Source organism: Actinomyces sp. SKVG-SVH-4(1) (assembly GCF_048514265.1).
Taxonomy (GTDB): domain Bacteria; phylum Actinomycetota; class Actinomycetes; order Actinomycetales; family Actinomycetaceae; genus Actinomyces; species Actinomyces oris.
Genome location: NZ_JBGEVE010000008.1, coordinates 1 through 24,794 on the forward strand (window position 1 = coordinate 1; position 24,794 = coordinate 24,794).

Annotated in this window: 19 protein-coding genes; 7 read left to right on the plus strand and 12 right to left on the minus strand. The window is 71.2% G+C overall.

The window, feature by feature from the left end:
• Positions 1 to 205: 205 nt before the first annotated feature.
• The 7 genes from AB7V09_RS07965 to AB7V09_RS07995 form a co-directional block, all read right to left on the minus strand.
• Positions 206 to 898, minus strand: coding sequence for a response regulator transcription factor (locus AB7V09_RS07965; RefSeq protein ID WP_314193976.1), 693 nt, complete (start codon positions 896 to 898; stop codon positions 206 to 208).
• Between the two features lie 3 nt (positions 899 to 901).
• On the minus strand, positions 902 to 2,206 hold the full coding sequence (locus AB7V09_RS07970) for a sensor histidine kinase (RefSeq protein WP_256694001.1): 1,305 nt from the start codon (positions 2,204 to 2,206) through the stop codon (positions 902 to 904).
• 133 nt (positions 2,207 to 2,339) lie between these two features.
• Positions 2,340 to 3,731, minus strand: coding sequence for an FtsX-like permease family protein (locus AB7V09_RS07975; RefSeq protein WP_419143416.1), 1,392 nt, complete (start codon positions 3,729 to 3,731; stop codon positions 2,340 to 2,342).
• On the minus strand, positions 3,728 to 4,447 hold the full coding sequence (locus AB7V09_RS07980) for an ABC transporter ATP-binding protein (RefSeq protein WP_020992037.1): 720 nt from the start codon (positions 4,445 to 4,447) through the stop codon (positions 3,728 to 3,730). The genes AB7V09_RS07975 and AB7V09_RS07980 overlap by 4 nt, the downstream gene beginning before the upstream one ends.
• Before the next feature lie 579 nt (positions 4,448 to 5,026).
• Complete coding sequence (locus AB7V09_RS07985; RefSeq protein WP_419143417.1) at positions 5,027 to 5,869, minus strand: MetQ/NlpA family ABC transporter substrate-binding protein; 843 nt, start codon at positions 5,867 to 5,869, stop codon at positions 5,027 to 5,029.
• Positions 5,870 to 5,996: 127 nt separating this feature from the next.
• Positions 5,997 to 6,716, minus strand: a complete 720-nt coding sequence (locus AB7V09_RS07990) for a methionine ABC transporter permease (protein ID WP_419143418.1) — start codon at positions 6,714 to 6,716, stop codon at positions 5,997 to 5,999.
• Positions 6,713 to 7,876, minus strand: a complete 1,164-nt coding sequence (locus AB7V09_RS07995; protein ID WP_419143419.1) for a methionine ABC transporter ATP-binding protein — start codon at positions 7,874 to 7,876, stop codon at positions 6,713 to 6,715. Before AB7V09_RS07995 ends, AB7V09_RS07990 begins: the two co-directional genes overlap by 4 nt.
• Before the next feature lie 351 nt (positions 7,877 to 8,227).
• Here AB7V09_RS07995 and AB7V09_RS08000 point away from each other — a divergent pair, with 351 nt between their 5' ends.
• Positions 8,228 to 9,223, plus strand: a complete 996-nt coding sequence (locus AB7V09_RS08000; RefSeq protein WP_003788219.1) for an alpha/beta hydrolase — start codon at positions 8,228 to 8,230, stop codon at positions 9,221 to 9,223.
• A 38-nt stretch (positions 9,224 to 9,261) separates the two neighbouring features.
• Here the strand turns inward: AB7V09_RS08000 and AB7V09_RS08005 are convergent, their stop codons facing one another.
• Together AB7V09_RS08005 and pheA are read right to left on the minus strand one after the other, a co-directional pair.
• On the minus strand, positions 9,262 to 9,819 hold the full coding sequence (locus tag AB7V09_RS08005) for a low molecular weight protein-tyrosine-phosphatase (protein ID WP_419143492.1): 558 nt from the start codon (positions 9,817 to 9,819) through the stop codon (positions 9,262 to 9,264).
• Between the two features lie 316 nt (positions 9,820 to 10,135).
• Complete coding sequence (gene pheA / locus AB7V09_RS08010) at positions 10,136 to 11,080, minus strand: prephenate dehydratase (RefSeq protein WP_075254466.1); 945 nt, start codon at positions 11,078 to 11,080, stop codon at positions 10,136 to 10,138.
• Between the two features lie 202 nt (positions 11,081 to 11,282).
• On the opposite strand from pheA, the gene AB7V09_RS08015 reads away from it, so the two are divergent.
• Together AB7V09_RS08015 and AB7V09_RS08020 are read left to right on the plus strand one after the other, a co-directional pair.
• A complete protein-coding gene (locus tag AB7V09_RS08015) occupies positions 11,283 to 12,203 on the plus strand; it encodes a fructosamine kinase family protein (protein WP_419143420.1) in 921 nt (306 codons plus the stop codon).
• Between the two features lie 26 nt (positions 12,204 to 12,229).
• Complete coding sequence (locus tag AB7V09_RS08020) at positions 12,230 to 14,698, plus strand: hypothetical protein (RefSeq protein ID WP_419143421.1); 2,469 nt, start codon at positions 12,230 to 12,232, stop codon at positions 14,696 to 14,698.
• Here AB7V09_RS08020 and AB7V09_RS08025 read toward each other — a convergent pair.
• Both AB7V09_RS08025 and AB7V09_RS08030 read right to left on the minus strand, forming a co-directional pair.
• A complete protein-coding gene (locus tag AB7V09_RS08025; RefSeq protein ID WP_419143422.1) occupies positions 14,695 to 15,576 on the minus strand; it encodes a glycosyltransferase family 2 protein in 882 nt (293 codons plus the stop codon). The genes AB7V09_RS08020 and AB7V09_RS08025 overlap by 4 nt on opposite strands.
• Positions 15,577 to 16,077: 501 nt before the next feature.
• The gene (locus AB7V09_RS08030; RefSeq protein WP_419143423.1) at positions 16,078 to 18,102 is read right to left on the minus strand and encodes a DUF885 domain-containing protein; all 2,025 of its coding nucleotides are present in this window, start codon (positions 18,100 to 18,102) and stop codon (positions 16,078 to 16,080) included.
• Positions 18,103 to 19,412: 1,310 nt separating this feature from the next.
• On the opposite strand from AB7V09_RS08030, the gene AB7V09_RS08035 reads away from it, so the two are divergent.
• From AB7V09_RS08035 to AB7V09_RS08045, 3 genes are all read left to right on the plus strand, one after another.
• The gene (locus tag AB7V09_RS08035) at positions 19,413 to 20,024 is read left to right on the plus strand and encodes an NAD(P)H-dependent oxidoreductase (protein WP_009406677.1); all 612 of its coding nucleotides are present in this window, start codon (positions 19,413 to 19,415) and stop codon (positions 20,022 to 20,024) included.
• Between the two features lie 3 nt (positions 20,025 to 20,027).
• A complete protein-coding gene (locus tag AB7V09_RS08040; protein WP_419143424.1) occupies positions 20,028 to 20,774 on the plus strand; it encodes a DNA alkylation repair protein in 747 nt (248 codons plus the stop codon).
• Between the two features lie 262 nt (positions 20,775 to 21,036).
• Positions 21,037 to 21,894 (plus strand): DUF817 domain-containing protein, encoded by an 858-nt coding sequence (locus tag AB7V09_RS08045; protein WP_419143425.1) that lies wholly within the window; start codon positions 21,037 to 21,039, stop codon positions 21,892 to 21,894.
• A 450-nt stretch (positions 21,895 to 22,344) separates the two neighbouring features.
• Here the strand turns inward: AB7V09_RS08045 and AB7V09_RS08050 are convergent, their stop codons facing one another.
• The gene (locus AB7V09_RS08050) at positions 22,345 to 23,235 is read right to left on the minus strand and encodes a DUF5926 family protein (RefSeq protein ID WP_060956977.1); all 891 of its coding nucleotides are present in this window, start codon (positions 23,233 to 23,235) and stop codon (positions 22,345 to 22,347) included.
• Positions 23,236 to 23,478: 243 nt separating this feature from the next.
• On the opposite strand from AB7V09_RS08050, the gene AB7V09_RS08055 reads away from it, so the two are divergent.
• Positions 23,479 to 24,786: a serine/arginine repetitive matrix protein 1 gene (locus tag AB7V09_RS08055; protein WP_419143426.1), complete on the plus strand. Its 1,308-nt coding sequence runs from the start codon at positions 23,479 to 23,481 to the stop codon at positions 24,784 to 24,786.
• The last annotated feature ends 8 nt before the right edge of the window (positions 24,787 to 24,794 follow it).

Here is a 24,794-nt window from a genome sequence, read left to right on the forward strand (position 1 = left end):
CATCGTCTTGAACGGACAGACCCCAACTGAGAAACTCAACGACATCATCAACGGTGCAAACACCACCTGACCCCACCCTCCAGCCGGGGACAGCCCACGCGTTCGGGGACCGGATTCCCGTCCCCGACGGCGTCGAAGGTCCCCGGACGCACAAGATTGTCCCCGGACGCGCGGAGTGCACCCGCCCGCGAGGACACAACACATCTCAACCGCCGCTCTTGTACCAGGCGACGGCGATTTGGACGCGGTCACGCAGGTGGAGTTTGGCCAGGATGCGGCTGACGTTGCGGCGCACGGAGGCGGGCTGCAGCACGAGCCGCTCGGCGATCTCCTCGTTCGACATGCCCTCCGCAATGAGTCGGGCGACGTCGAGCTCCCTGGGCGTCAGCACCTCGAACCTCTCCCGCAGCCCTTCGCGCTGCGCACCGGACAGCGCCCGCGGTACCCCACGTGCAATGAGCTCTTTGGTGACGCGAGGCGTGAGTACGGCATCGCCCTGTGCCACCGCCCGCACCGCCTGAGCCAGCTGCGCCGCGCGCACATCCTTGAGCAGGAACCCCGATGCCCCCACCTCCAGAGCCCCAAAGGCGTAGTCGTCCTCGTCGTAGGTAGTCAGCACCAGGACCTTTACCGTCGGGAACCGCCGCGCCACCGCTCGGGTCGCACTGATCCCATCCATCCCTGGCATGCGCACATCCATGAGCACGACGTCGGGCAGCCCCGTTGACCGGTTCAGCCGCTCCAGGGCCTCCAGCGCCTCCTGCCCGTCACCGGCCTCCGCCACTACGTGCAGGTCCGGCGCCTTGCGGATCATGAGTGCCAGCCCCAGGCGCGCGTAGCGCTGGTCGTCCACGATCATGACCGATGTCGGCCTCAGCCCCTCCGACTCCACGCCCACACCTCAACCCTCACCGCGAGTTCTCGGCACCGTCGCAGCCACCCGCCAGCCGCCGTCGGCCTCCGACCCCCAGTCCAGCGAGCCTCCCGCCGCCTCGATCCGGTCCCGCAGCCGCGGCAGGCCGGTCCCCTCCGCAGCCCCACCACAGCAACCGTTGTCTTCCCCGCCACGGTCACCCGAGGCGCCATCGTTGCGAACCGTCACCGTCACCGCCGACTCACCGTGGTCCCAGGACACCTGCACCTGCGACAGCGCGGGCGCGTGCCGCACTGCGTTGGTGAGCGCCTCCCGGGTGAGCGCGAAGCACAGCTCGGCCTGCCCGGCGTCGTCGGCCCGCTGCCCGGTCTCGGTGAAGACGACCGTGACGCCCAGCGACCGGACCCTGCCGACGACGCTCCTGATCTCATCCCAAGACCGGTGCCCGGCATCGTCCCGGTCCGGTAAGTCCGCCGGCTCATCCTCGCCGTCGGCCAGGGCCCTCACCGCCCGGCGCGTCTGCTCCAGGCACTCCCGCGCCACCTCGTTGATGCCGCCGAGCGCCTCATCGATCTCCGGGTCGGCCCCACCAGCCAGCCCCTCGGACAGGGCGATGATCGTGGTCAGGCCGTGCCCCACGGAGTCGTGCAGCTCGGCGGCGATACCGGCCCGGCTCACCGCGCGGTCGCGCTCGGCCCGAAGCACCCGGAAGCGCTCCCGCTCGGCTCTGGCCCCGGCTTGCGCCGCCCGCCAGTTCGCAACGCTGCGCGCCAGCATCGCGACGATGACCGTCAGCAGGACGGCGACCACCTGGCTGAGCCACTCCTCCATCAGGACCCCGGGCGGGGCCACCAGGACCGCACTGGCCGTCGCCATGAGGCAGGCCGCGCCGATCACCGCGAGGTGCTGCCACAGTGGGAGCCGGCTCACCGCACTCCCCAACGCGACCAGCACCGGGACGAGGAAGAAGTTGTTGAGCCCCAGCGCCGAAGCCGCCACGTACACGGCACCCTCGACCAGGAAGACCGCCAGCGGGTGCCTGCGTCGTGCAGTGAGGAGTGCCGTCGACCCAACGGCCGCCAGGATGAGAATCGCGAAGCCGATTCTGGTCGGGGCGATCCCCGCAACCAGGCCGCCGTCACCGACGCGGCCGGTCAGCACCGCACTGCCGATCATGTCGCCCTGGTAGGTGGCGCACAGGATGAGGAGCAGCGTGGACAGGATGCCGGGGCCGGCCTGCGCGGGCGCCGGCTGGCGCACCCACTCCCCCAGCGTCCGCCAGTCGACCCGAATCCTCATCACCGACGACGAGCCGCGCTCTGCACCGGACACCAGCGTCCCTCCTCTCCGTCGCGACCGTACCCTACGCCCCGAGATCTGAGCCCCAGAGCGGTTCGCGAGGCCTGGGGACGACCGCGGTTCCCAGGCAACCAGCGGCCTCTGCTCAACCTGCTCGGGCCCATCGTCACTCGGCCGCCAGGATGGCACCGATCGGGGCCCGGGTGGCACCCCGGATCGGAGCGAGTAGCACCGCGACCAGGGCCAGGAAGGACAGGAGGGCCACGAGCAGCACTGGCCCGATGCCGGGGCGCACTACCAGCGGCATCCCCGCTCTGGCGTAGAAGAGGGACTCGCCGGCTGTTGTCACCACTAGCGGTAGGAGCGAGATCAGCAGGGCCGTCCCCACGTACAGCGCCGCCTCGATGACCACCTGCCGGCGCACGCCGCGCACCGTGCTCCCGGCGCAGCGCAGCACCGCGAGCTCACGCTGCCGGGACCGGGAGGACATGCCGACGACGGCCACGGCCCCCAGCAGCGCCATCGCCCCGAGGATCGTCGCCAGCACCAGTGAGTCCACCTGGTTGATGGTTACGTTCAGGTGCGCCGCCTCCACCACTGCCTGCCCCGTGGCGAGACTGGTCGTGAGTGCCGCGGTGAAGGAGATCGCCAGGGCCAGCAGGCCGATGGCACTTGCCGACGACTCGCTGCGCCACAGCGCCGAACGGCGCGCGATGAGCCACGGTCCACCCAGCCGCGCCAGCGGCGCCGACCACAGCCGCAGCAGCCGCGGGATGAGCGCGGGCGCCAGCAGCACCACGAGGACCGCGAGCAGGAGCGACGCCAGGATCGCCTGGCCCCCACCGGTCGGCCATCCGTCGATCTTCCTTCCGGGTGGGGCCAGAAAAGCGACGAACAGCTGCCCCGCACACGCAAGCGCCCACACTCCGGCCAGGATCCATCGCCCCACCCCCATGCGGCGTCGGCCTTCCGATGCGGTGTCCCGCACTGCCTCCACGGCTGGCGTTCTCACGGCGGCACGTGCCGGGCCCACGGCCCCCAGGACCGCGACGGTGACCACGACGAGCACGGTGAGCAGGAGCGTCGTCGGGGTCTGGGCGACCTCGATGCGCCCCATGCGCGCGGCCGCCAGGCGGGTGAGCACCGAGGCGAAGGGCTGGGCCGCCACCTGCCCCAGCAGAATCCCGGGCACACAGGCCACCAGGCCTAGCACCGCCACGGTGGCGAGGACGGCGGCGAGCACCTGGCGGGGCAGGGCACCGGCCAGTCTCCACAGGGCCCAGCTCGTGCGCAGTGCCTGCACGCAGGACTGCCCGACGACGGCCACCACCGGAACCGTCACCATCGCCGTGTAGAAGGCGACCGAGATACCGGGAACGACGAGCTCGGCCGGGTCCACTCCCGCCGCCCGCGCCGCGGCGACGACGTCGGGCCGGGTGACGGTCATGCGGTGCACCAGGCAGACGTTGATGAGCCCCGCGGCGAGGGCCAGTACCGCCACCGTTCCCGACCAGGCCCGCCACTGGGCGGCCAGGGCGCGCAGTGTGTAGCGGGTCATGCCGCAGCTCCCGTCTGGTTGACGGCGGCCAGCAGCTCGTCGGGGGTGGCACCGCGGCGGTGGTCGACGATGCGGCCATCGCGCATGATGAGCACGCTCTCGGCCAGGGCCGCGGCCCCCAGGTCGTGCGTCACGAGGATGACGGCGGCCCCGTCGTCGGCCAGGCGCCGCAGCTCGGCCAGGACGAAGGCGGCCGATCGGGTGTCGAGGGCCCCGGTGGGTTCGTCGGCGAAGACGACCGGTGGGCGGCGGTAGAGGACCCGCCCCAGGGCGACGCGCTGCTGCTCACCGCCCGAGAGCGTGGTCGCGACCGCGTCGGCGCGCGACTCCAGTCCCAGTCCGGCCAGGACCTCCCGCACCCGTGCCGAGTCGGGGCGCCGGCCGGCCAGGGTGTCGGAGATCGTGATGTTCTCCCGCACCGTCAGGTAGGGCACGAGGTTGTAGGCCTGAAAGACGAAGCCCACCCGGTCGCGGTAGAGCTCGGCCACTCGCGCCGCCGGGAGCCCGCCGAGGTCGCGTCCCATGAGCGAGACGCGCCCCGACGTCGCCGGCTCCAGCCCGGCCAGGCACAGCAGCGCCGTGGACTTGCCCGAGCCACTGGGACCGACCAGCGCCGTCATCCGCCCCGGCATCATGGCGCAGGAGATGCCGTGCAGGATCTCGATCGGTTCCCCACCGGGGGTCGGGAAGGACTTGCGCAGATCGCGCGCTTCCACAGCGGCCGGGCCACCTTCTCCCCCGACGCCGACGACGCCTCCCTCCCCAGCCGTGCCGCCCGGGAGCCCGAGGCCCCCGGGTGTGCGTCCCCGCACTGGTTGAGCCGACCGGTCCGACTGCGTCCGTTCACGTCGAGCTGCCATGGCCCTGCGCCGTCCTCTCCCCTGTGAATCCGCCGGTATCGCTGGACGCCGTCGGACGCCCGCGGTTCAACCTAGGCGGCTGCCTCGGCTCCCGGGCCCGCAGACCGCGAACTGTCCACAGATGATGACAACCGGCCCCACAGGCAGCACGGCGGGGGACATTCCGCGCGGCCGGGTGCGGTCAGCTCCAGGCGGGGACAGCCCGCGCGTTCGGGGACAGGATTCCCATCCCCGACGGCGTCGAACGTCCCCGGCCGCGACGACATGTCCCCGGCCGCGCAAGATGTCCCCGCCCGAGCCGCACATCCGCCCACACCCCGTGCGCCCCACCCCACCCACACCAGCACGAAGGGCCGGTCGCGGTCGGTCCTTCGACCAACCACAACCGGCCCCGCACACGGACCCTCAACGGGCCCTCAGCCGCAGCCTCCGGCGTCAGAACGCCGGGATGACGGCCTCGTCGGGCCAGGTCTTGGTGATGTAGGCACGCAGCTTGTCGTCGTTGAGGAGCTTGGCGAGCTTCTTGAGGTGCTCGTTGTCCTTGTCAGCCTTGCGCACGACGAGCTGGTTGGGATACTCCGAGTCCTTGCCGCCCTTCTCCAGAAGGAGCGCGTCCTTCTTGGGATTGAGCTTGGCGGCGATGGCGTAGTTACCGTTGATGATCGCGGCGTCCCCGTCGGGCATCGCCCGGTGGACCTGAGCGCCATCGACAGTCTTGAACTTCAGCTTCTTCGGGTTGGACGACACACTTGTGACGTTGGGGAGGGCCACTCCCTCTTTCAGCTCGATCAGCCCGGCGGCAACCAGGAGCTTGAGCCCGCGAGCCGTGTTGGCCGGGTCGTTGTTGAGGATGATCGTGCCACCCTCAGGGATCTCCTTGACGTCCTTATAACCCTTGGCGGTGTAGATGCCCATGGGCTCGACGTGCACGTCGGCGATGGACACCAGGTCATAGCCCTTGTCCTTGTTCTGCTGCTCCAGGAAGTTGGGAGTCTGGAAGAAGTTGGCGGCCAGCGAGCCATCGCTCAGGGAGGCGTTCGGCGTCTGATAGTCGTTGATGGTCACGATGTCGAGCTTGATTCCGGTCCCCTCAGTGAGATTGTCCTGAACCCACTTGAGGATCGCGGCATGGGGCTGAGGACTCGCACCGATGGAGATGGTGGTGACACCGTTCTTCTCAGTCAAGCCGGTCTTGGAGCCGCAGGCGGCCAGAGTGAGGGCGGCAGCGGTGGCCAGGCCACCGGCGATGACGGTGCGGCGGGAGATGGAGGAGGACATGGTGGTTCCTTTCGCGGGGCCGGGCGGCCCCAGTGACGGGAGAGAAGAAAGTCTGATGATGCTGGGGCCGACGGCGCAGCCGCCCGGTTCCAGGTGGCGCAGCGCGCTTACCCGGCTGGTGATCGCCTCAGCGGTGGTCCACCAGCCGGCTGAGCATGTCGCCGACCAGCTGGATGATGCCGACGATGACGGCGATGATGACCACGGTGATGACCACGACGTCCACCATGTTGCTGTTGTGGCCGTACACAATGGCGAGATCGCCCAGGCCGCCGCCGCCCACGGCGCCGGCCATGGCGGAGTATCCCAGGAGGGTGATGATGGTGACGGTGCCCGACTGGATGAGGATCGGCAGGGCCTCGCGCACGAGGACCCCCCAGGTGATCTGCCGCCCAGAGGCACCCATCATGAGGGCGGCCTCGACCTTGCCGCGGTCGACGTCGTTGATGGCCGTCTCCACCAGGCGCGCGTAGAAGGGGATCGCGCCGATGGTCAGCGGCACGCAGACGGCCTGCCAGCCGGTGGACGACCCCACGATCAGCCTCGTCACGGAAATCAGGGCGATCATAAGGATGATGAAGGGCATGGAGCGCCCGATGTTGACGAACTGCGAGAGCACCCAGTAGATGGGCGGATTGGGACGCTGACCGCGCTGGCCGGTGGTCACCAGCGCGAGCCCCAGCAGGAGGCCGAAGATGATGGTCAGCATTCCCGAGACGAAGGTCATCGCCAAGGTCTCGAAGATGGCGGTGCCGAGGAAGTCGTGAATGACGGTGTTGTTGAACCAGGTCCCATCTTCGGAGCTCATGCTCGCGGCCTGGGTCAGCGGAAGGAGGATCGGGTTCATGAGCGGACCTCCGCAGCAATACCGGCGTGGCGCAGGGTGCTCACGGCCTGTTCGGTGTCGGACACGGGGACGGTGACGGCCAGGCGCCCGATCTGGGCCTGCCCGATCGTCTCGAAGACGCCGGCGGCGATGTCCCCACCGAGCTCGGCCACCATGGACATGAGGGCGACGGCGGCCGGCTGGCCCGGGTGGGCGGTGATGGAGACATCGATGACGCTCTCGCCGTTGGCGACGGCGGCCTCGGGCACCTTCGGGAAGGGCACGATCTCGCGCGAGAGCCGGGAGTCGACGTCGAGCACGATGTCCTCCAGGCGGCCGCTCTCCACGATACGCCCGGCCTCGAGCAGGCTGACGGAGTCGCAGACCTGGCGGACCACGCTCATCTCATGGGTGATGATGATGACGGTCAGGCCCAGGGTGTCGCGGACGTTCTTGATGAGGTCGAGGATGGAGCGGGTGGTCTCCGGGTCCAGGGCGGAGGTGGGCTCGTCACACAGGAGGACGGCCGGGTCGTCGGCCAGCGCCCGGGCGATGCCGACGCGCTGCTTCTGGCCGCCGGAGAGCTGGGAGGGGTAGGAGCCGCCGCGGTCGGCCAGCCCCACGAGGTCGAGCATGCGCTTGACGACCGGGTGGCGCTTCCCGCCGGGGACGCCCGCGAGCGCCAGCGGGTAGGCGATGTTCTGCGCCGTGGTGCGCTGGTCCAGGAGGTTGGCGTGCTGGAAGACCATGCCGATGCGGCGTCGGGCCTCGCGCAGCTGGCTGGACGACAGGGCGGTCATATCCTGGCCGGCGACGCTCACGTGGCCGCTGGTGGGGCGCTCCAGAGAGGTCAGGCAGCGCACGAGCGTGGACTTGCCGGCCCCGGAGGTGCCGACGATGCCGTGGATGGAGCCGGCGGCGACGTCGAGGCTGAGCCCGTCCAGGGCGCGCACCTCCTTGCCGCTGCGCAGGCGGTAGACCTTGTGGACGTCGCGCAGGGAGATCATGGGCTCGCTTGGGGAGCCGGGCACGTCACCGTCTTCGGACCGGCCGGACTCGGCGGTCGACTGTTCACTGGTTGTCACGTATTCCTCCATCGTTCCTGGCGGAAGCACCCGCACCATGAAGGGGGTTGCTGCAATGTCGTCGAGCCAGGTCTCTCGGTTGCTCTGGATGGCCACCAGTAACTTACGCAGCGCCGCCTTGGCGACGCAAGCGAGGCCACCTTCAAGGGACCGAGGTCACGCCCACATCGACGGCGTTCCCGAAGTACGAGACGGGCCGGGCGGGGCGAGCGGTCCGACCCGGGTTGCACGGGCCCGCTGGCCAGCCCGCTTTCAGCCCGGGCCGTTCGGGCCCCACTGGCCGGCCGGCTCTCGCTCCGCACGTGCGCCCCACCCGGTCGTCACCCACCGCTCAGCCCGGGCCTCAGTCCGCCCGCCACCGGCGCTCCCGCAACATCCTGGCTATTCCCAGGTCACGTGTCGGCGCCGCTACTCGCGCCGCACAGGGCAACGTGTTTGGATCTGCTCATGAGTGCGACCTTGGAGCCGACCGCCCCCGACATCCTGGGAGAGCCGTGGGTGGCCCGCCGTATCCCGGTGACCGAGTCACCCACGAAGGCACCCGGCGCCGACCACGCCGTGCTCGTCTTCCAGCGTGAGGCGGCCGGCCGGGCCAGCCGACCCCGGCACTCGCGCGCGGTCCTCTACCTGCACGGCCGCAGCGACTACTTCTTCCAGACCCACCTGGCCCAGGCCTACCTCGACGCCGGCTTCGAGTTTTACGCGCTGGACCTGCGGGCCTGCGGGCGGGCCGGCGTCGGGCACCCCTCCCCGCATGACGTGCGCGACCTGCGCGTCCATGACGAGGAGATCGCCGAGGCCCTGCGCATCATCCGCTCCGAGCACGGGCATGACGTCGTCGTCCTCAACGGGCACTCGACCGGCGGGCTGCAGGCGGTCATCTGGGCGGCCGACCACCCCGGGACCGTGGACGCGCTCGTCCTCAACTCCCCGTGGCTGGACCTGCGCGGGTCGGCACTGGTGCGCTCCTACGGCTCGGCCTTCGTGGACCTCCTCTCGCGGCGGGACCCCGAGCGCGTCATCGGTGAGCCGGGCAGTGGCGATGAGGACAACTACGTGGCGGCCCTGCACCGGCGCTGGCGCGGCGAGTGGGACTGGGACCTGGCGCTCAAGCCGGCGCCGTCCTTCCCGGTGCGGGCCGGGTTCCTGGCGGGGATCCGGCGTCTGCAGCGCGAGGTCCACCACGGGCTGGGGATCCGGGTGCCGATCCTCGTGTGCTGCTCAACGGCCAGTGGCGGCGTCAAGGCGAGCCTGGAGGAGGCGCAGCGCTCCGACGTCGTCCTCGACGTGGAGCAGATCATCGACCGCTCCCAGTACCTGGGCGACGACGTGACCGTCCGCCAGATCCCCGAGGGCGTCCACGACCTGGCCCTGTCCGGGCCGCTGGCGCGCGCCGAGTACCTTCAGGCCGTCATGCGCTGGCTGGACAACCGCCTGCACTGAGCGCCTGCGCTGAGTCGCTGAGCCTCAGTCGCGACGCCCTAGTCGCGGAACGCGGTGAGCTGCTCGGCGAGCTCGTCGCTGACCCGTTCGACGACCTCGAGGGTGTCGAGGAAGTCGGCCATGGTGCCGTACCAGGGGTCGGGCACGTTGAGGACGCTGCGGGAGGACCCGCCCGCGGCGACCGCCTCGACCTGCTGGGTGGAGGCCGGGTCGAGCTCGCGGTACATGCGGATGCGGGCGGGCTCTGCCCCGAGGCCCGCGGCGCGGCGCTGGAGGACGTTCCAGTGGGAGTCGGTCATGGCCAGCAGGAGGTCGGCCTCGGTGATCTCGGCGTCGGTGACGCGGTGGGCGGTGTGGGAGGCGATGGCGATGCTCGTGGCGCGCGAGACGTCGTCGGCGCCGACGCCGTAGCCGGCCTCGGTCAGGACGCGGCGGGCCCGGGAGTCGATGGGGTTGCCACGTTCCTCGTCGGAGACGCCGGCGGAGGTGACGGTCACGCCGCCCGGCCCGGAGTCGGGGATGCCGGCGGCGGCGAGGCGGTCGCGCAGGACGACCTCGGCCATGGCGGAGCGGCAGATGTTGCCGGTGCACACCATGACGACCCGATAGGGGCCGGCGCCGCGACGGCCGGGCAGCGAGGCGGGCGCAGTGGAGGAGGCGGAAGAGGAGGAGGCAGCGGCGGTCGTCTCGGTGCTGGCGTCGGAGGAGCTCACGTCCCGAGCCTTGCGCACGTCGAGGTCGGCTGTCCACTGAGGTCAACTGAGGTGAAGCGTCCGCGCGGTCGTAGGGTAGGTCGCGCAGTCGTGCCCTCAACCCTCGACAGCGCGGCATAAGGCTCGACCGCGACGGCGAGGCCTGCGTGCCGGTGTTGTACGGGCGGACTGCTCGGCCGGGCGGCTGCGCGAGCCCCGACTACAGCGCGCGGCCGTCGAGGACGTCGGCGACCCAGGAGCGGGCCACGACGAAGTCCTTGTCGCTGGTGCCGGCCAGGACCGCCGTCGGGCGGGCGTCCAGCCGCGGGTAGGAGCCCAGGAACCGCACCACCGGGCAGGTGCGGTGCAGCCCGATGAGGGCGGCCTGGACCCGCTCCTCGCGCACGTGCCCCTCGACGTCGATGGAGAAGCGGTAGCGCCCCAGGGAGTCGCCCACGGGCCGGGACTCGATGCGCGAGAGATTGACGCCGCGGGCACTGAACTGCTCGAGCATATCCAGCAGGGCGCCGGAGCGGTCGTGCGGGAGGTGGACGAGCAGGGTGGTCTTGTCGGCGCCGGTGGGCTCGCCCACGCGACCGGGCCGGGTCACCTTGACGAAGCGGGTGACGGCGTCGGGGTTGTCCGCCACGCCCCCGGCGATGACCTCCAACCCGTACTGCTTGGCGGCCAGCGGGTTGCACAGGACGGCCTGGAAGCCGGTGTCCCCCTCGGTGGTGGCCAGCGCGCGGGCGGGCGCCGAGGTGGAGGTCCCGGCCACGTACACGGCCTCGGGGAGGTTCTGGTGGACCCAGCCGCGGCACTGGGCCCAGGCGTGCGGGTGGGTGGAGATGGCGCGCACGTCCTCCAGGCGGGTGCCGGGGCGGCCGGCCAGGACGAAGGTGATCGGCACGGCCATCTCGGCGGCGATGACCAGGGGCGTGGAGGCCACGAGGTTGTCCAGCGTGGCGTTGACCCCGCCCTCGACGGAGTTCTCAATGGGCACGACGGCGGCCTCCACCGTGCGCTCGCGCAGGTGGTCCAGGGCGGTGGGCACGTCCGGGCAGGGGTCGAGCTCGACGTCGACGGGGGCGACCTGGCGCAGCGCCATCTCGGTGAAGGTGCCGGCCGGCCCGAGGAAGGACCAGAGCGGAGCGGGAGCAGTCATGGGCACAGGGTAGCCAGTCCGGACGGTCGGGCCGGCGGCGGCTTGCTCCGTGGAACGCGGGGCCCTCACCGGCGGGTCCGGTCCCTCCGCCGGGCCTGGTCAGGAGGGAACAGCCCAGGCCCGGCCAGAGCCGGCCTCCCCCACCGGGATGCCGCCTCGTGACACCCTCCCGTGACGCCGCCGGGCCTGGCAGGCTGGGGCCATGAGTGTCTTCCGCAAGCACGACGACGGCCCGGTCTCCACCGCCCTGGAGGCTCAGGGCCTGGCCTGGCTCGCCGAGGCGATGGACGACGGCGGGGCGCACGTGGTGCCGGTGACCAGCGGCCCGGGCTGGTTGGAGGAGCCGCGGCTGACAACAACCGCCGTGACGCCGGCCGGGGCGGAGGCCTTCGGTCGGGCGCTGGCCGTCACCCATGCGGCGGGCGCCCCGGCCTTCGGGGCGGCGCCTCCCGGCTGGGACGGTAGGGCGCAGATGGGCCGCTCGGACATCCGGTTGCGGCCGCACACCGTCGAGGAGGGCGAACCGCGCCGCTGGGGCGAGTTCTACGCCGAGGACCGGATCCTGCCCTACCTGCAGCCCAGTCGGGACAACGGCTCGATCAGCGCCGCCGGGGCCGGAGTCGTCGAGCGGCTGTGCGAGCGTCTGCGCGACGGCGACTTCGACACCGACCAGCCGGCCCTCGTGCGCGCCGGCGCCCGCGAGCGCGGCGCGCGGGTCGCGGTGGCCCGTACGCACGGGGACCTGTGGTGCGGCAATGTCCTGTGGACCCCGGCCGATGAGGCCACCCAGTGGGCGCCGCCGCGGGCCGGCCTCGGGCCGCAGGAGCCTGACCCCGGGCAGACGCCCGTGGGCGGGCCGGCCGGCGGGCCGACGGTGGTCGGCGTGCTCATTGACCCGATGGCGCAGGGCGCGCACGCCGAGACCGACCTGGCGGCCCTGGGCGTGTTCGGGCAGCGCTACCTGGATCGCATCTACGCGGCCTACCACGAGGTCTCGCCGCTGGCGGAGGGCTGGCGCGAGCGGGTGGGCATGCACTCCTGGCACATCCTCATGATTCACGCCTTCCTCTTCGGCGGGGGCTATGGCGGGGAGGCGGTCGCCGTGGCCCGCCAGTACCTGTGAGCGGTCAGGGCCCGTAGGCTGGTCGGGTGAGACCTCGACGACGTCAACAGCGCCTGGTGCGCGGGGTCGTGTACGTCCTCGTGCTGCTGGTGGTCATCGGCATGATCCTGGCGGTGGTCGGGCCGGCCCTCGCCACCGCGGCCCCGACAGCGCCGGCGTCCCAGGCGGCGTCGGCGCCGGCCTCCGATGTCGCCTCGGCCTCGCACTCATCTTCGCGGCCGGCGCCGGTAGTTGTCCTGGCGACGAACAATCTCACCTGGGCGGACCTGCAAGAACAGGCCTCCCGCGAAGGCGCCGGTGAAAGCTCCGACTCTTCCGGCGTCGGCTCGGCGGCCGACCGCCTGCTGGCCTTCGCCCAGCGGGGCGAGCCGATGAACCTGTCCGTGCGTACTCCGGCGGACCGCACCTGCCCGGCCGATGCCTGGCTCACCCTGGGCCGGGGCAAGCGCGCGAGCGCCATCGAACCGTCCGCTTCCTGCGCCGGCCCCACCACCGCGATCCCCCGCAGCACCCCCCTGGTCGGAGCGCTCGGGCAGGACGTCTCGATCCAGGCCGTCGGCCCCGGAACGCAGCTGGCCACAGGGGCACCGGGGGGTTCAGCGACCAGGCCCGCCCCTGTGGCGCCGTCGGTGGCCGAGGCCCTGGCCGCCGAGGCGGACCTCACCTTCATCGACACCGCGAGCGCCGCCTCCACTGACGTCGAGCGGATCGCCGCCCTCGACGAGGCCCTGCGCACGGTCCAGGAGCAGTCGCGCCCCGGCACCCGCATCGTCGTCGCCTCCCTGGCCGACGACGAGGCCCCCGGCCCCCAGGTGGCGGTCCTGCCCGCGGGCACGAGGAGCGCGCGCGGCACCTCCGAGGGTCTGATCGTCGGCGACTCCACGCACCAGGCGGGCCTGGCCCAGCTGACCGACCTCACCCCGACTCTCGTCTCCGCCCTGGCCGGCCGCCGCGACCCGACCTTCGACGGCCACGCGCTCACGCTGCCCGAGACCGGTCGCGCGGGCGTGGCAACGGCCGGCGCCGGCGCCACCACCGGGGACGCCCGCATCTCGCGGCTCGCCGATGATGCCCTGCACGCCCGTGCCTCTCAGGCCACGGTCATGCGGGCCGGCGCCCTGCTCATGGGCCTGGCCGTGGCGCTCCTGGTCTGGGCGGCCGTCGCGCTGCGCGCCCCGAAGGCGAGCCGGCGCGAGGCTCTCCGCCGCCGGGTCACGTGGGTGGCCGTCTGCCTCAGCGGCCTGCCGACGGCGTTGCTGCTGGTCAATGCCGCCCCGTGGTGGCGCGTGGGGGCCCGGGCCGGTTCTCCCTCGGGGTGGGCCTCACTCGTCGCCGTGGTCGCGACCGCGCTGGTCGCGGCTGGGATCGTGGGACTGGCCGCCGGGATCGTGGCGCTGGCGCGGCGGCACCGGCAGCCCCGCTCCGCCGCCTCACCGAGTCCGTCGCCCTCAGCGGTCGGTGCCGCAGCCGCCGCTGAGCCGGCCGGATCCCCCAACACCCCCTCCGCCCGAGGGGAGGCCGGAGCCGAGCCGCCACCGGACGAGGCCGACGGCCCCGCACCCTCCGCGTCGTTGTCTCCGCCCCGCAACGGAGCGAGCCTGACAGCGCTGCTGGTTGCGGCGGCGATCCCGCTGGCCTGGCTGGTCGACGCCGCCGCGGGCGCGCCCCTGGCCTTCAACAACCCGCTGGGCATGAACGCGGTGGTGGCGGGCCGTTTTTACGGGGTGTCGAATACGGCTTTCGCGCTGGTGGCCGGCGCGCTCATCGTCGTCATCGCCGGCGTCTGGGAGGTTCTGGGCGGCGGCCGGCGGAGCGCGCTGCTGGTGACAGCCCTGCTGGGCGGGGCGGCGCTGCTCGTCGATGGGGCCCCGCAGCTGGGCGCGGACGTGGGCGGTGCCCTGACGCTGGTGCCGACGCTGGCCTTCCTCGCTGCGGGCCTGGCGGGTCTGCGCCTGAGCTGGCGGCGCTGGCTGGCCATCGGGGCCGCGACGGTCCTGGTGGTGGGCGGCTTCGCCGTCGTCGACCTCCTCCGGCCCGGTGAGCCCACGCACCTGGGGCGCTTCGCCCGTCAGGTGGCCGACGGCTCGGCCGCCGGCGTGCTGGGGCGCAAGGCCTACGCACTGGTCGGCCCCTTCATCACGAAGCCGGTCATGGCGGCAGCCCTGGCCTGCGCCGTGGTCATCGTGGCCGCGGCCCTGTGGTGGGGACGCCGGCAGGTGCGGGCCTGGCGCTCCGGCACGAGCCCCTACGCCTGGCTCGCCCCCAACGCCCACGGGGACATTCCACGCGTGGGGGGACGGGAATCCGGTCCCCCAACGCGCGGAATGTCCCCCTCCGCGCGATGGGTGACGACGGCGCTCAAGTCCCTGGGTGTACTGACGCTCGTGGCCGTCCTGGTCAACGACTCCGGCGTCACGATGGCCGGCTTCATCCTGGCGGCCGCCGCCCCCGCCCTGCTGGCGCTGACGCTGGCCGGCAGTGAGTCGGCGCGCTAGCTCTCGGCCGTCTCCGAGGTGGCCTGCGGGTCCTCACCGTGGTGCGGCTTCTCGGCAGGCTCGACGTCGTCGCCGGCCTTGGGGGGCTGCGGCACGGCGCGGTAGGCGAAGAAGTGGTCCTGCTCGGCGGCCGCCCTCTCGAAGGAGGCGCGCGGCACGCGGTGGCGGCGCAGCTTGCGCCGGGTCACGGCCCGCAGGACGTCCTTGTACTGGGAGGCGCGGTGCATCGTGCCGGCCCGGTCGTTACCGGTGACGCGGTGGGTGATGTCGCAGGGGACCTCGATGACGGCGAGCCCGGCCACGAGGACGTCGATGGTCAGGCCGACCTCCACCCCCCAGCCGTCGGCCAGAGGCACCGCCTTCTCATAGGCCTCGCGGCTCAGACATCGCTGACCGGACAGCGGCGCCACGGGCAGCCACCCGGTGGACAGCGAGATGGCCCGCCTGGCGGCACGTACCACCCGGCCGCGGCCGCCGGCCCCGGACTGCTTGGGGGGAACCGCGATGGACATGTCGGCCACGCCGTCGACGACCGGAGGCACCAGCTCGGCGCAGGAGGCGGCCGAGTCCCCCAGGTCGGCATCGATGAACAGCAGCAGCCGGGCGGGACCGTCGGAGTAGTCGCGCATGGCGACGACGGAGGCCCCGGTCTCCATGGCGGAGGCCTTCCCGCGTGAGACGGAGTGGCGGACGGTCACGGCGCCGGCGGCGCGGGCGTGGTCCTGGGTTCCGTCGGTCGAGCCGTCGTCGACGACGATGACGAGGTCCACTCGCGGGATGGAGCGGCAGGCCCGGACAGTGGTGGCGATGCGCTCAGCCTCATCCTTGGCAGGGATGACCACGGCAACGCGCTGGTCGGGCCGCTTGGTGGAACTCACTCCCCCAGGGTATCCAGACTCCCGGCCTCCGGCCGATACCTGAGCGCCTCGTTATCGCACGCCTTTTTTGTGAGGCCCGTCAAGTTCTGCGATCTCATGCCATGCGGCGCGGAATCCTCGGGATCGGCGCGCAGCGCAGGCACGCCCGCCGACCCCCGCACACGTCGCGTCGGCCGCTGCGACACGCCGATGCACCACGAGGAGGGCACCCCTCGCCACTTTCAGACTTTCCTGGGTGATCTTGTGTCAAACCTTCAGCATGGGACCACGGTCCCCGGAGAAACTGAGAAATCTTGCAGCAATGAATCAGGTTCCCTCGTTCGGGAGCGGGAGTCACGTGTTTCGGCATGTCACACCCGGTTTTCGTGGCACAGTGGAGACAAGGAGCCCGTCAACGGAGCCGGGTTCCGCCGGCGCATTTCGCGTCCTTCCGTGTGCCGGGGCGACTCCCCTGCCGCCCCGGCACGCCTTGGTCCTCCAGCGCTGCATCCTTCATGCAGGTCAGTGCAAGGCGCTTGCGAGCAGATCGAGCCCCACGCTGCCCAGGTCGATGCCCCGGTTGTGGAAGGCGCGCAGGTCCAGCTCACCGCCCTCGGTGCGGGCCTGCGCCTGGGCACTGCGCCGACCGGCCTGCCAGACCCGCTCCCCCACCGCGTAGGCCAGCGGCTGGGCCGGCCACCCCAGGTGCCGGGAGACCTCGAAGCGCAGGCGCCCCTCGGAGATCACGGTGTGGTGGCGCAGGACGGCGGTGACGGTCGCCCGGTTCCACTCGCGGCAAGCCCCCGGGAGGGCGGCGACGTCGTCGGGCACGGGGAGCCGGGAGTGGACGCCCAGGTCCACGAGGACCCGGGCCAGGCGCCAGCGGCGTGCCGCCAGGCGGCCGAACCGGTCCTCGGGCGTGGGCATGAGCCCGAGCTCGTCGGCGAGGGACTCGGCGTACAGGCCCCAGCCCTCGTCGCAGCCGGGCACGGAGCCCAGGTAGCGCTGCCAGGCGGTCAGGCGCGTGCTGGTGGCGTGCGCGCCGACGTGGACGTGGTGGCCCGGAACCGACTCGTGCAGGACCGTGGTGCGCTCCATCCACGGCCACACCAGCTGCTCGCCGTCGGCCAGGGAGCGCATGACGACGCCGGGTCGACGCTCCCCGCCGGTACCGCGCGGCTCCTCGTACTGGACGGCGCCGTCGCCGGGTTCCCCGAGGCGCACTCGGGGGCGGCCCAGGCCGTCGGGCGGGTCGAGGATCCGGCCGACGACGGCATCCCAGGCCTCGTCGGCCACCTCCTGCGCCCAGGTCGTGTAGTCCTCCGCGCGCAGGGCGCGGGTCGGGTCGGCGCGCAGGTGCCGGTTGAGGCTGCCGGCATCGGCGCCGGGCCCCAGGACGTCGACGGCGATGGCGTCCTGCTCGGCGATGACCCTCCCCAGCTCCTCGGTGGCCCAGGCGTAGGTCTCCTCGGGGTCCACCCGGGTGCCCAGGACGCGGCGCATCCACAGGGCGTGGCGCTGCGGGCCGACACCCTCGGCCTGGGGCGCCCGCGGCGAGAGCGTCGTACGCAGGTGGGAGGCGAAGTCCAGCGCGGCACGGCGGGCGACGATGTCCGCCTCCTGGAGCTGGACGTGCAGGGTGGCCGGCAGGTCCTCGGGCAGTCCCAGGGTCCGACGTCGGGCCAGGTCGCGCGCCTGCCCGGCGACGACGTCGACCTGACTGAGCGGGGCGATCGCACCGGCCTCGGCGGAGGCGGCCAGGGAGGCGGCCAGCCCCTCCAGCGCGGCGGGCAGCGCCTCCAGTCGGGTGCGGTGCAGGTTCCAGGCGTCCTCCCACTTGGCCTCGGCCTCGGCGAGGTCCGCCTCCTCGGAGCCGGCACGGTCGGGGGCCTCGGGGGGTCGGTGCAGCTGGCGGGCGATCTGCTGGAAGGGCGAGGAGAGGAAACCGAGGTTTCCGCCCTCCTCCCCGGCGGAGATGAACTGGATGGAGGTCTCCAGACGCTCCAGGAGGTGGCGGCGCAGGAGCTCGTCGGAGCCGGTCGAGTGGTCGACGGCGGCCACGCGGTGGCGCAGGGAGCGCTCGGCACTGAGACGCTCGACCAGCCCCGCGGGCGAGTAATCGGGCAGGATGGCCCCGCCGGGCAGACCGGTGCGGGCAGCCGCCTCGGGGTCGTGTGCGCACAGAAGCAAGGCGTACTCGTCGGCAAGGTCGCGTAGGACGACGCCGGCCGCCGCGGTCTCGGAAGGCGAATGGACCGAGGAGCGGGTGGCGGACTGGGCAGAGGTGTGGGCGGCGGGCGCCGCGGAGGCGGCTGCCTCGACCTCTCGCACGCTCAAGGGGGCGCCGGCCGTGCGGACGGCCCGCCAGGTTCCTGAGCTCGGGTGCTGCGGATGAACCGGCGGCCGCTCGGGCGGCCCGGTGCTCACCGGGCTGGTGGCGGGAGCGGGTGCGACGTCCGCCGTGTCGGCGGGGGCGTCCTGCGGGTGGGAGCCGGCCGCAGAGGCAGCGGGTCCGGTTGGAGAGTGCTTCGAGGGGTCGTCGGTCATGACATCAGGCCTTTCGCTTCACTCGCCGCATGGCGAGCGGGCCCGGCGGCGACATTGCCGTTTCACCAGGGTGCCAGGAACCGAAACAAAGGTCCATAGGCATCGTGGATCTGACGGCGAAGAAAGTTGGATGAATTGGTGGGCGCCCCGCTCTGTTCGAGGGCGGTGGGCGCGGGCGGGAACTGGTACGGGTGCTGGCCCAGCCCCGGGGCACGTGACTCAACGATGAGCCCGGGCCGGGACCTCGGTAGCGGATGAGGGGAGTCGGCCCCCCTCCTGCCGGCGCGGAGGCCCGAGAGGGACTGGCCGGCGATCAGCGGGGGCTATCGGATAGCGGTCGAGGGGCATCGATGGCGGCCGGCCGATGAGCAGGAGCCCAGCAGGCTGACACGCATAGCCGTCGACCGCGGCGTGGAGCCGCAAACAGTACGGGTCATCAGTGCTCCTCTCATCCTGGACGGGCCGGGACGCCCCGGTGCGGGGCGCTCGTCGAGCCGTTGTTGTGCTGTGATGGTTGTGACACGATTGAAGGACGCTGCAGCGGCGGTGTCAAGGATCTGCGGCCACGGTTCACCCATACCGATATCCACGCAGGTCAGAGGCATCTTAATGATCGTCATGCATCGCTGGGCTGCCGCCGATGGGAGCGCTCACGGGAGGGCGTTCACCGCCGTCGAGTCGCATCCACCGGACCCGGACCGGCCGCATGGTGGTCACTCGTCATTGACAGCACGTGCCAGGTGTGCGCATCACGGCCCCTCCCCATGCACCCTGCCACGCCTGCCCGCCGCCGACACGGCCGGGGACATTCCGCGCGGCCAGGTGCGTGTCCTTCCGGGCGGGGGCATTCGACGCCGTCGGGGACAGCAAACCCGTCCCCCAACGCGCAACACGTCCCCAGCCGGAAGAAAGTGTCCCCGCACGCGCAGGACGTCCCCGGCCATGGCCGCAGCACCCGGAACTTCCCCAAAGCAGTGCCGTCATACCCCACACACCACCCACGGGGATATTCCGCGCGGCCAGATGCGTGTCCTTCCGGGCGGGGGCATTCGACGCCGTCGGGGACAGCAATCCCGCCCCCACACGCGCAACACGTCCCCAGCCGCGAGATAGTGCACCCCTACGCGCAGGATGTCCCCACATGCCAGCGAGCTCTCGGAGACACGGCGTACGTTGGTCGTACCCAATGCCGCGCGCCTTCCGCTGAGTCGGTGGCACCGGCGCCCGCGGATGGCGACCGACAGCACCACCGCCGACACCACCTTCGTCCGCGCAGCCTTGCGCACCATCGTCACGATTGGAGACAGCTGATGACCGCTAAGAAGACCCTCAAGAAGACGGGCGACCGCACTCTCATCATCTACGCCCACCCCTACGACGGCTCCTTCAACCACGCCGTGCTCGAGGCCGCCACCTCCGCCCTGGACAAGGCGGGCCGGCCCTACGACGTCGTCGACCTCTACGCCGACGGCTTCGACCCGCGCATGCCCGCTGAGGAGCTGGCCCTGTTCACGGAGGGCGGCACGCTGGACCCGCTGGTGAGCCACTACCAGAAGCTCATCGAGGGGGCCTCGCGCATCATTGTCATCTGCCCGATCTGGTGGAGCGAGGTGCCCTCCATCGTCAAGGGCTTCGTCGACAAGGTCATGAAACAGAACTGGGCCTACCACCCGACGGCCTCCGGGGTGAAGGGGCACCTCACCCACATCCAGCAGGTGCTGGTGCTCACCACCTCAACCGCCCCGACCTGGTTCCTGCGCCGGTTCTGCGGCAACTACGTCGGCTCGGTGTTCCTGGGAGCCGTCCTCAAGCAGCTGGGCATGGGCGGGCGAAGCTGGGTCAACTTCGGCAAGGTCGGCAAGACCGGCCGACGCCAGCACAAGAAGCACCTCAAGCGCGTGGCCCGGCTCGTGGTGAAGTGACGCATGAGCCCCGGTATAACCGCGGCGCGCCAAGCCGAGCTGAACTCGGGACGAGACGAGTCCCGAACACTGGCGGAGATCCTGGCCATCACCCATTCCGCACTTCTGACGCAGGTGGTGCCGGAGGCGCCCGAGGGGCTGGTGGAGGCGGCCAAGCGCGCCGACTCGCTCGGCATCCTGGCCCGCATGCAGACCATGGGCGAAGCGCTGTACACGCACCTGGGCCACTCCGCCTGCCTGGATCTCGCTGACCACCCGGCCGACACCGTCCGGGGCTGGGCGGTCTTCGCCCTGATCTCCCAGGAGAAGGACGCCGACGTCGACACGCTGTTGGCCCTGGTGCGACCGGCCGCGGACGACCCGCACTTCGGAGTGCGCGAGTGGGCATGGATGGCGGTGCGACCGCACTTGGTGTCCCGGCTCGATGAGGCGATCCGCGCGCTGCGGCCATGGACCTCGGAACCCTCGGAGCGCATTCGGCGCTTCGCCAGCGAGTCGCTGCGTCCGCGGGGCGTGTGGGCGCGGCACATTCCCGCGCTCAAGAAGGAGCCCGAGCGGGGCCTTCCGCTGCTCGAGCCGCTGCGTGCCGACTCCTCCCGCTATGTGCAGGACTCCGTGGCGAACTGGATCAACGACGCCGCCAAGACCCAGCCCGCCTGGGCCAGGGAGCTCTGCGAGCGCTGGCAGGAGGAGTCGCCCACCCCCGCCACTGAACGGATCATCAAGCGAGCACTGCGCTCGATCCGGTGATGGAGTCGGCCAGCTGGTGGCCGAACCCGGACGGGCTGCCCTCTCAGTAGTCACGCGCCCCTCGACGGGGGCATTCCACGCGGCCGGGGGCGTGTCCTTCCGGACGGGGGCGTTCGACGCCGTCGGGGACAGCAAACCCGTCCCCGAACGCGCGAGACGTCCCCGACCGGAAGAAAAAGTCCCCGCATGCGCAGGATGTCCCCGGCCGTGAGGGAATGTCCCCATCAGCGGGGCAACGTCACGGCGCTGGCATACTTCGGTCGTGCCCGATACCGCTCGCCTCCCCCTGAGTCGGTGGCGCCTGCTCCCCCGCCGCCTGGTCCAGTTCGCCCTCCTGGAGCTGGCCTGCTGCGCTTTCGCCATCGCCATCTTCGTCGGACTCGCGGCCAGCGTCCTGATCTGGAAGTACACGGATCCGCCGATCGCCCGCTACGACGCCCTGCTGATCTACGTCGTCGTCGTTCAGATCGCCTTCGTGGCCCTCAAGCAGGAGACCTGGCGCGAGCTCGGCGTCATCTGCGCCTTCCACCTCATCGGGCTGGCGCTGGAGGTGTTCAAGGTCCGCACCGGTTCCTGGGCCTATCCGGACGCGGGAGTGGTACGCGTCGGCGGGGTGCCGGTCTTCTCCGGATTCATGTACGCCTCCGTCGGCTCCTACATCTGTCAGGCCTTCCGGCGCCTCGACCTGCACGTGGGCGGTTTTCGGTGGTGGCCGGTGAGTCTGCTGGCCGTGGCCGCCTACCTCAACTTCTTCACCCATCACGTCATCGTCGACCTGCGCTGGGTGATCGCGGCCGGTTTCCTCATCGCCCTGTGGGGAAGCGCCGTCCACTTCACTGTCGGCGGGGACCGCTACTGGATGCCGACGACGGTGGCCTTCATCCTCATCGGGGGCTTCCTCTGGCTGGCGGAGAACCTGGCCACGGCGCTGAGCGCCTGGCGCTACCCCAACCAGGCCGACGGCTGGCACCTGGTGCACGCCGGCAAGTTCGGCAGCTGGGCGCTGCTCATCTCACTGAGCTTCGTACTCGTGGCCGCCATCAAAGCCAAGGAGGGCACCCTCTACGGGCGCGGCCTGCCGCGCGTGACGCGCCAGCGCCTGCGCATCGCCGAGACCTGAGCCGCGCGCTGCGGTCCCGGGTTCGTCGTCCACCCAATCGACCTGTACGTCTTCACGTAGGGCTGCGCGCTGCACGGCCTGGTCCGCCGCCACGTCCTCATCACGTCGCCAGCGCGCACCGGCCCACCGCGATCTATCGACCGACACTCGGCCCACCACCCCCAAGTACCAACACTGACGGGGACATTCCACGCGGCCGGGCGCGTGCCGCTGCAGCCGGGGGCATTCGACGCCGTCGGGGACAGTAATCCCGTCCCCCAACGCGCAGAGTGCCCCCGGCTGGCAAAGAGTGTCCCCACAGGCGTGGAATGTCCCCGTCAGCAAGGGGACCGGGGAGGCCAGCAGGAGGAGTCGCCCGCCCCGGCCGCCATCGAGCCGGGCATTCTTCGCGGTACCGGCAGAAATTCCGGAGGGCGACGCGAAGAATGACCGGCTCGACGAGAATAAGAGTCAGAGATTGACCTGGCGGGAGATGATACCGGCCTTGGCGCGGCGGACCTCGGGGCTCAGGGGGCTGGTGTCGGCCAGTGCGGCCTCCAGGCGCTTGCCCATGGCCTGCAGCGGCTTGGTGAGCTCCTCGGCCTCCGTGCCGGGGACGAGCTCCCACACCGGGATGGCCAGGCCGTTGGCCCGGAAGGCACCGACGAAGCGCGCCCCCTCCTCCAGGTCGGACTCGCGCGCGGCGTAGATGCGGGCGAAGGCGTTGAAGAACTCGTCCTCGTCCTCCCCGCGCGCCCAGCGCACGAACTCCTTGGCGCCCAGTCGGCACCAGTAGGCGTGCTCGACGCCGGGAACGGGCCGGGTCGGGGCGATCTCCTCCTTGGCGCGCTCGATGGCCTCCTCAATGACCTGGCGGGTCTGCTCGTCACCGGCCCCGGCCTGCGGGTCGATCCAGAAGTCGAAGGTCTCGCGCACGGAGACGACCGGCGGCTCAGTGGTGTCAAGAATGTCCTGGAGGCGCGGGCCGGGCTCGGGCAGGCCGTCAGTGCGCAGGGCCTGGCCCTCGGGCAGCTCGAGGGTGGCCAGGACGGCGGCGGCGACGTCGCGGGAGGCGTCCCCGGAGTGCATGGAGGTCTGCATGGCCACGAGGACCTCGCCGTCGGAGCGCTTGAGCCCCTGGACGAACTCGGGAAGGAGCGTGACGAGCTGGATCTGCTTGCCCCCGTACTCCTTGGTCAGGCGCACGGTGGCCGTGGCGGCCGGGATGATCTGAGCCATCGCCACGAGGTCCTCCTCGGCCGGCAGACCGGCGAAGGGGCGGGCGACGAACTCGATGCTCTGCTTGCGGGGCTTGGCCGACGCGGCGGCCGGACGGCGCCCGTGGCGCTTCTTCTTCGACATGCCCGTCAGCCTACCGGCCACGTGGCGCCCCACCGGGGTCGACGACGGCCCGTCGCCGCCCCATGACGCGCCTCACGGCAGTTCTCCCCACCGGTTTCCCCCGACGTCACAGGGAGAACAGTCCCGCCGCCGCAGGGAGTGAGGAATGCTAGTCCCATGCGATTCAGTGCGGTGGGCCTTCGGAACCTGGGGATCCGTGTTGCTCGAACGGCTTGGAGCAGCCGCCTGTTCAAGACTGCGCTGGTGTTCGTCGTCATCACTGTGTTCCTCACGCTCGCACAGGCGTGGGCTCAGCAGCGGCCGGTCATGGCGTCCTCACTCACTCAACCGGAGGCGCCGGCGTACTCGACCTGGCAGGCCTCGGCCGGGGCGAATGAGACGACATCATGCGACACCTCCACTAGCACGAGCCCCGCACCAGGGACCCAGTGGGGTGAGGCCTGGCGCTTCGACAGCGGAACCGATCCATCCATGACTCTGAGCTCCCCGGTGATCCACCGATGCGGGAGCTACCTCGTTGTGGAGTCCCGCGAAGAGAAGGACACCCTGCGCGGTTACCTCCTTGACAAGGCAGGCCCAAAGAAACTGTGGGAACTGACGAACAAGAGTATCAACCTATGGGGATCCCCTTGGTGGGGCGGACACTTGGTTCTGAACCACGAGATTCTCGATCCGGCCACCGGGCGCACGGAAACAGCCCCGTGGTCCTCAGACAACTGGCCGTACATCATCTCCCCTCATCTCATCATCACCTGCGATTCCTACTGGAATACCAACCGGTGCAGTGCCTGGGACTGGAGCGGCGGGCGCCCCACTCGGCGCTGGGAGCGCAGGTACGACACCCAAACCAACCCTCAGCCGTCAGGAATCGCTGGAGATGACGCCACTGGAAGCATCCTGGTGTCGACTGCCTCGGCTGACAACAGCCAAGCGGCAAGGACTGGTCTCATGAACCTTGCTGACGGGAGTGTTCGCAACGACTGGGCGGGCGAGGAGCTGGGGAGGGAATCGACATACATCCCCGCGCAGGACGGGTGGATCCACATCCCGCGGGACTCCGAGACCGCTGAGGCCTACTCCCTTCAAGGAGAGCCGAGGGGGACGTTCCCGCTGTCCGGGAGCAATGCGGCGCTGCTCCTGTCGGAGTCGGGGACCCCCACCGTGGAGCAGTTCCAGCGAGCCTACGAGTCGGGCGACCTCTCCTGGGCCGCGTACACCGTCGAGTGCACATCCCCCAACGCCTGCACTTTCAACGGCACCCCCGTGACGCTGCCCCTCGAGGAAAGCCTCGACCGGACTCCGGGACGAGGCACGCTGCAGCTCGGCTGGCATCTCACCGATGACCGACACATCCTGGCGGCCCCGTTCGCATTCGGCCGCCAGTGGAGCCAGTCGACAAACGATGAAACGTCCCTCGTCATCGACACCCGCACGTCGCAGGTCATCGCCCCTCCGGGGAGGTTGGCGCATATTCAGGCCAATCTCACCGACTCGCACCTGATGATCGGCATCCACGGGACCGAGATCGTCGGCTACATGCCCGCTGCGTGACGGTCCGC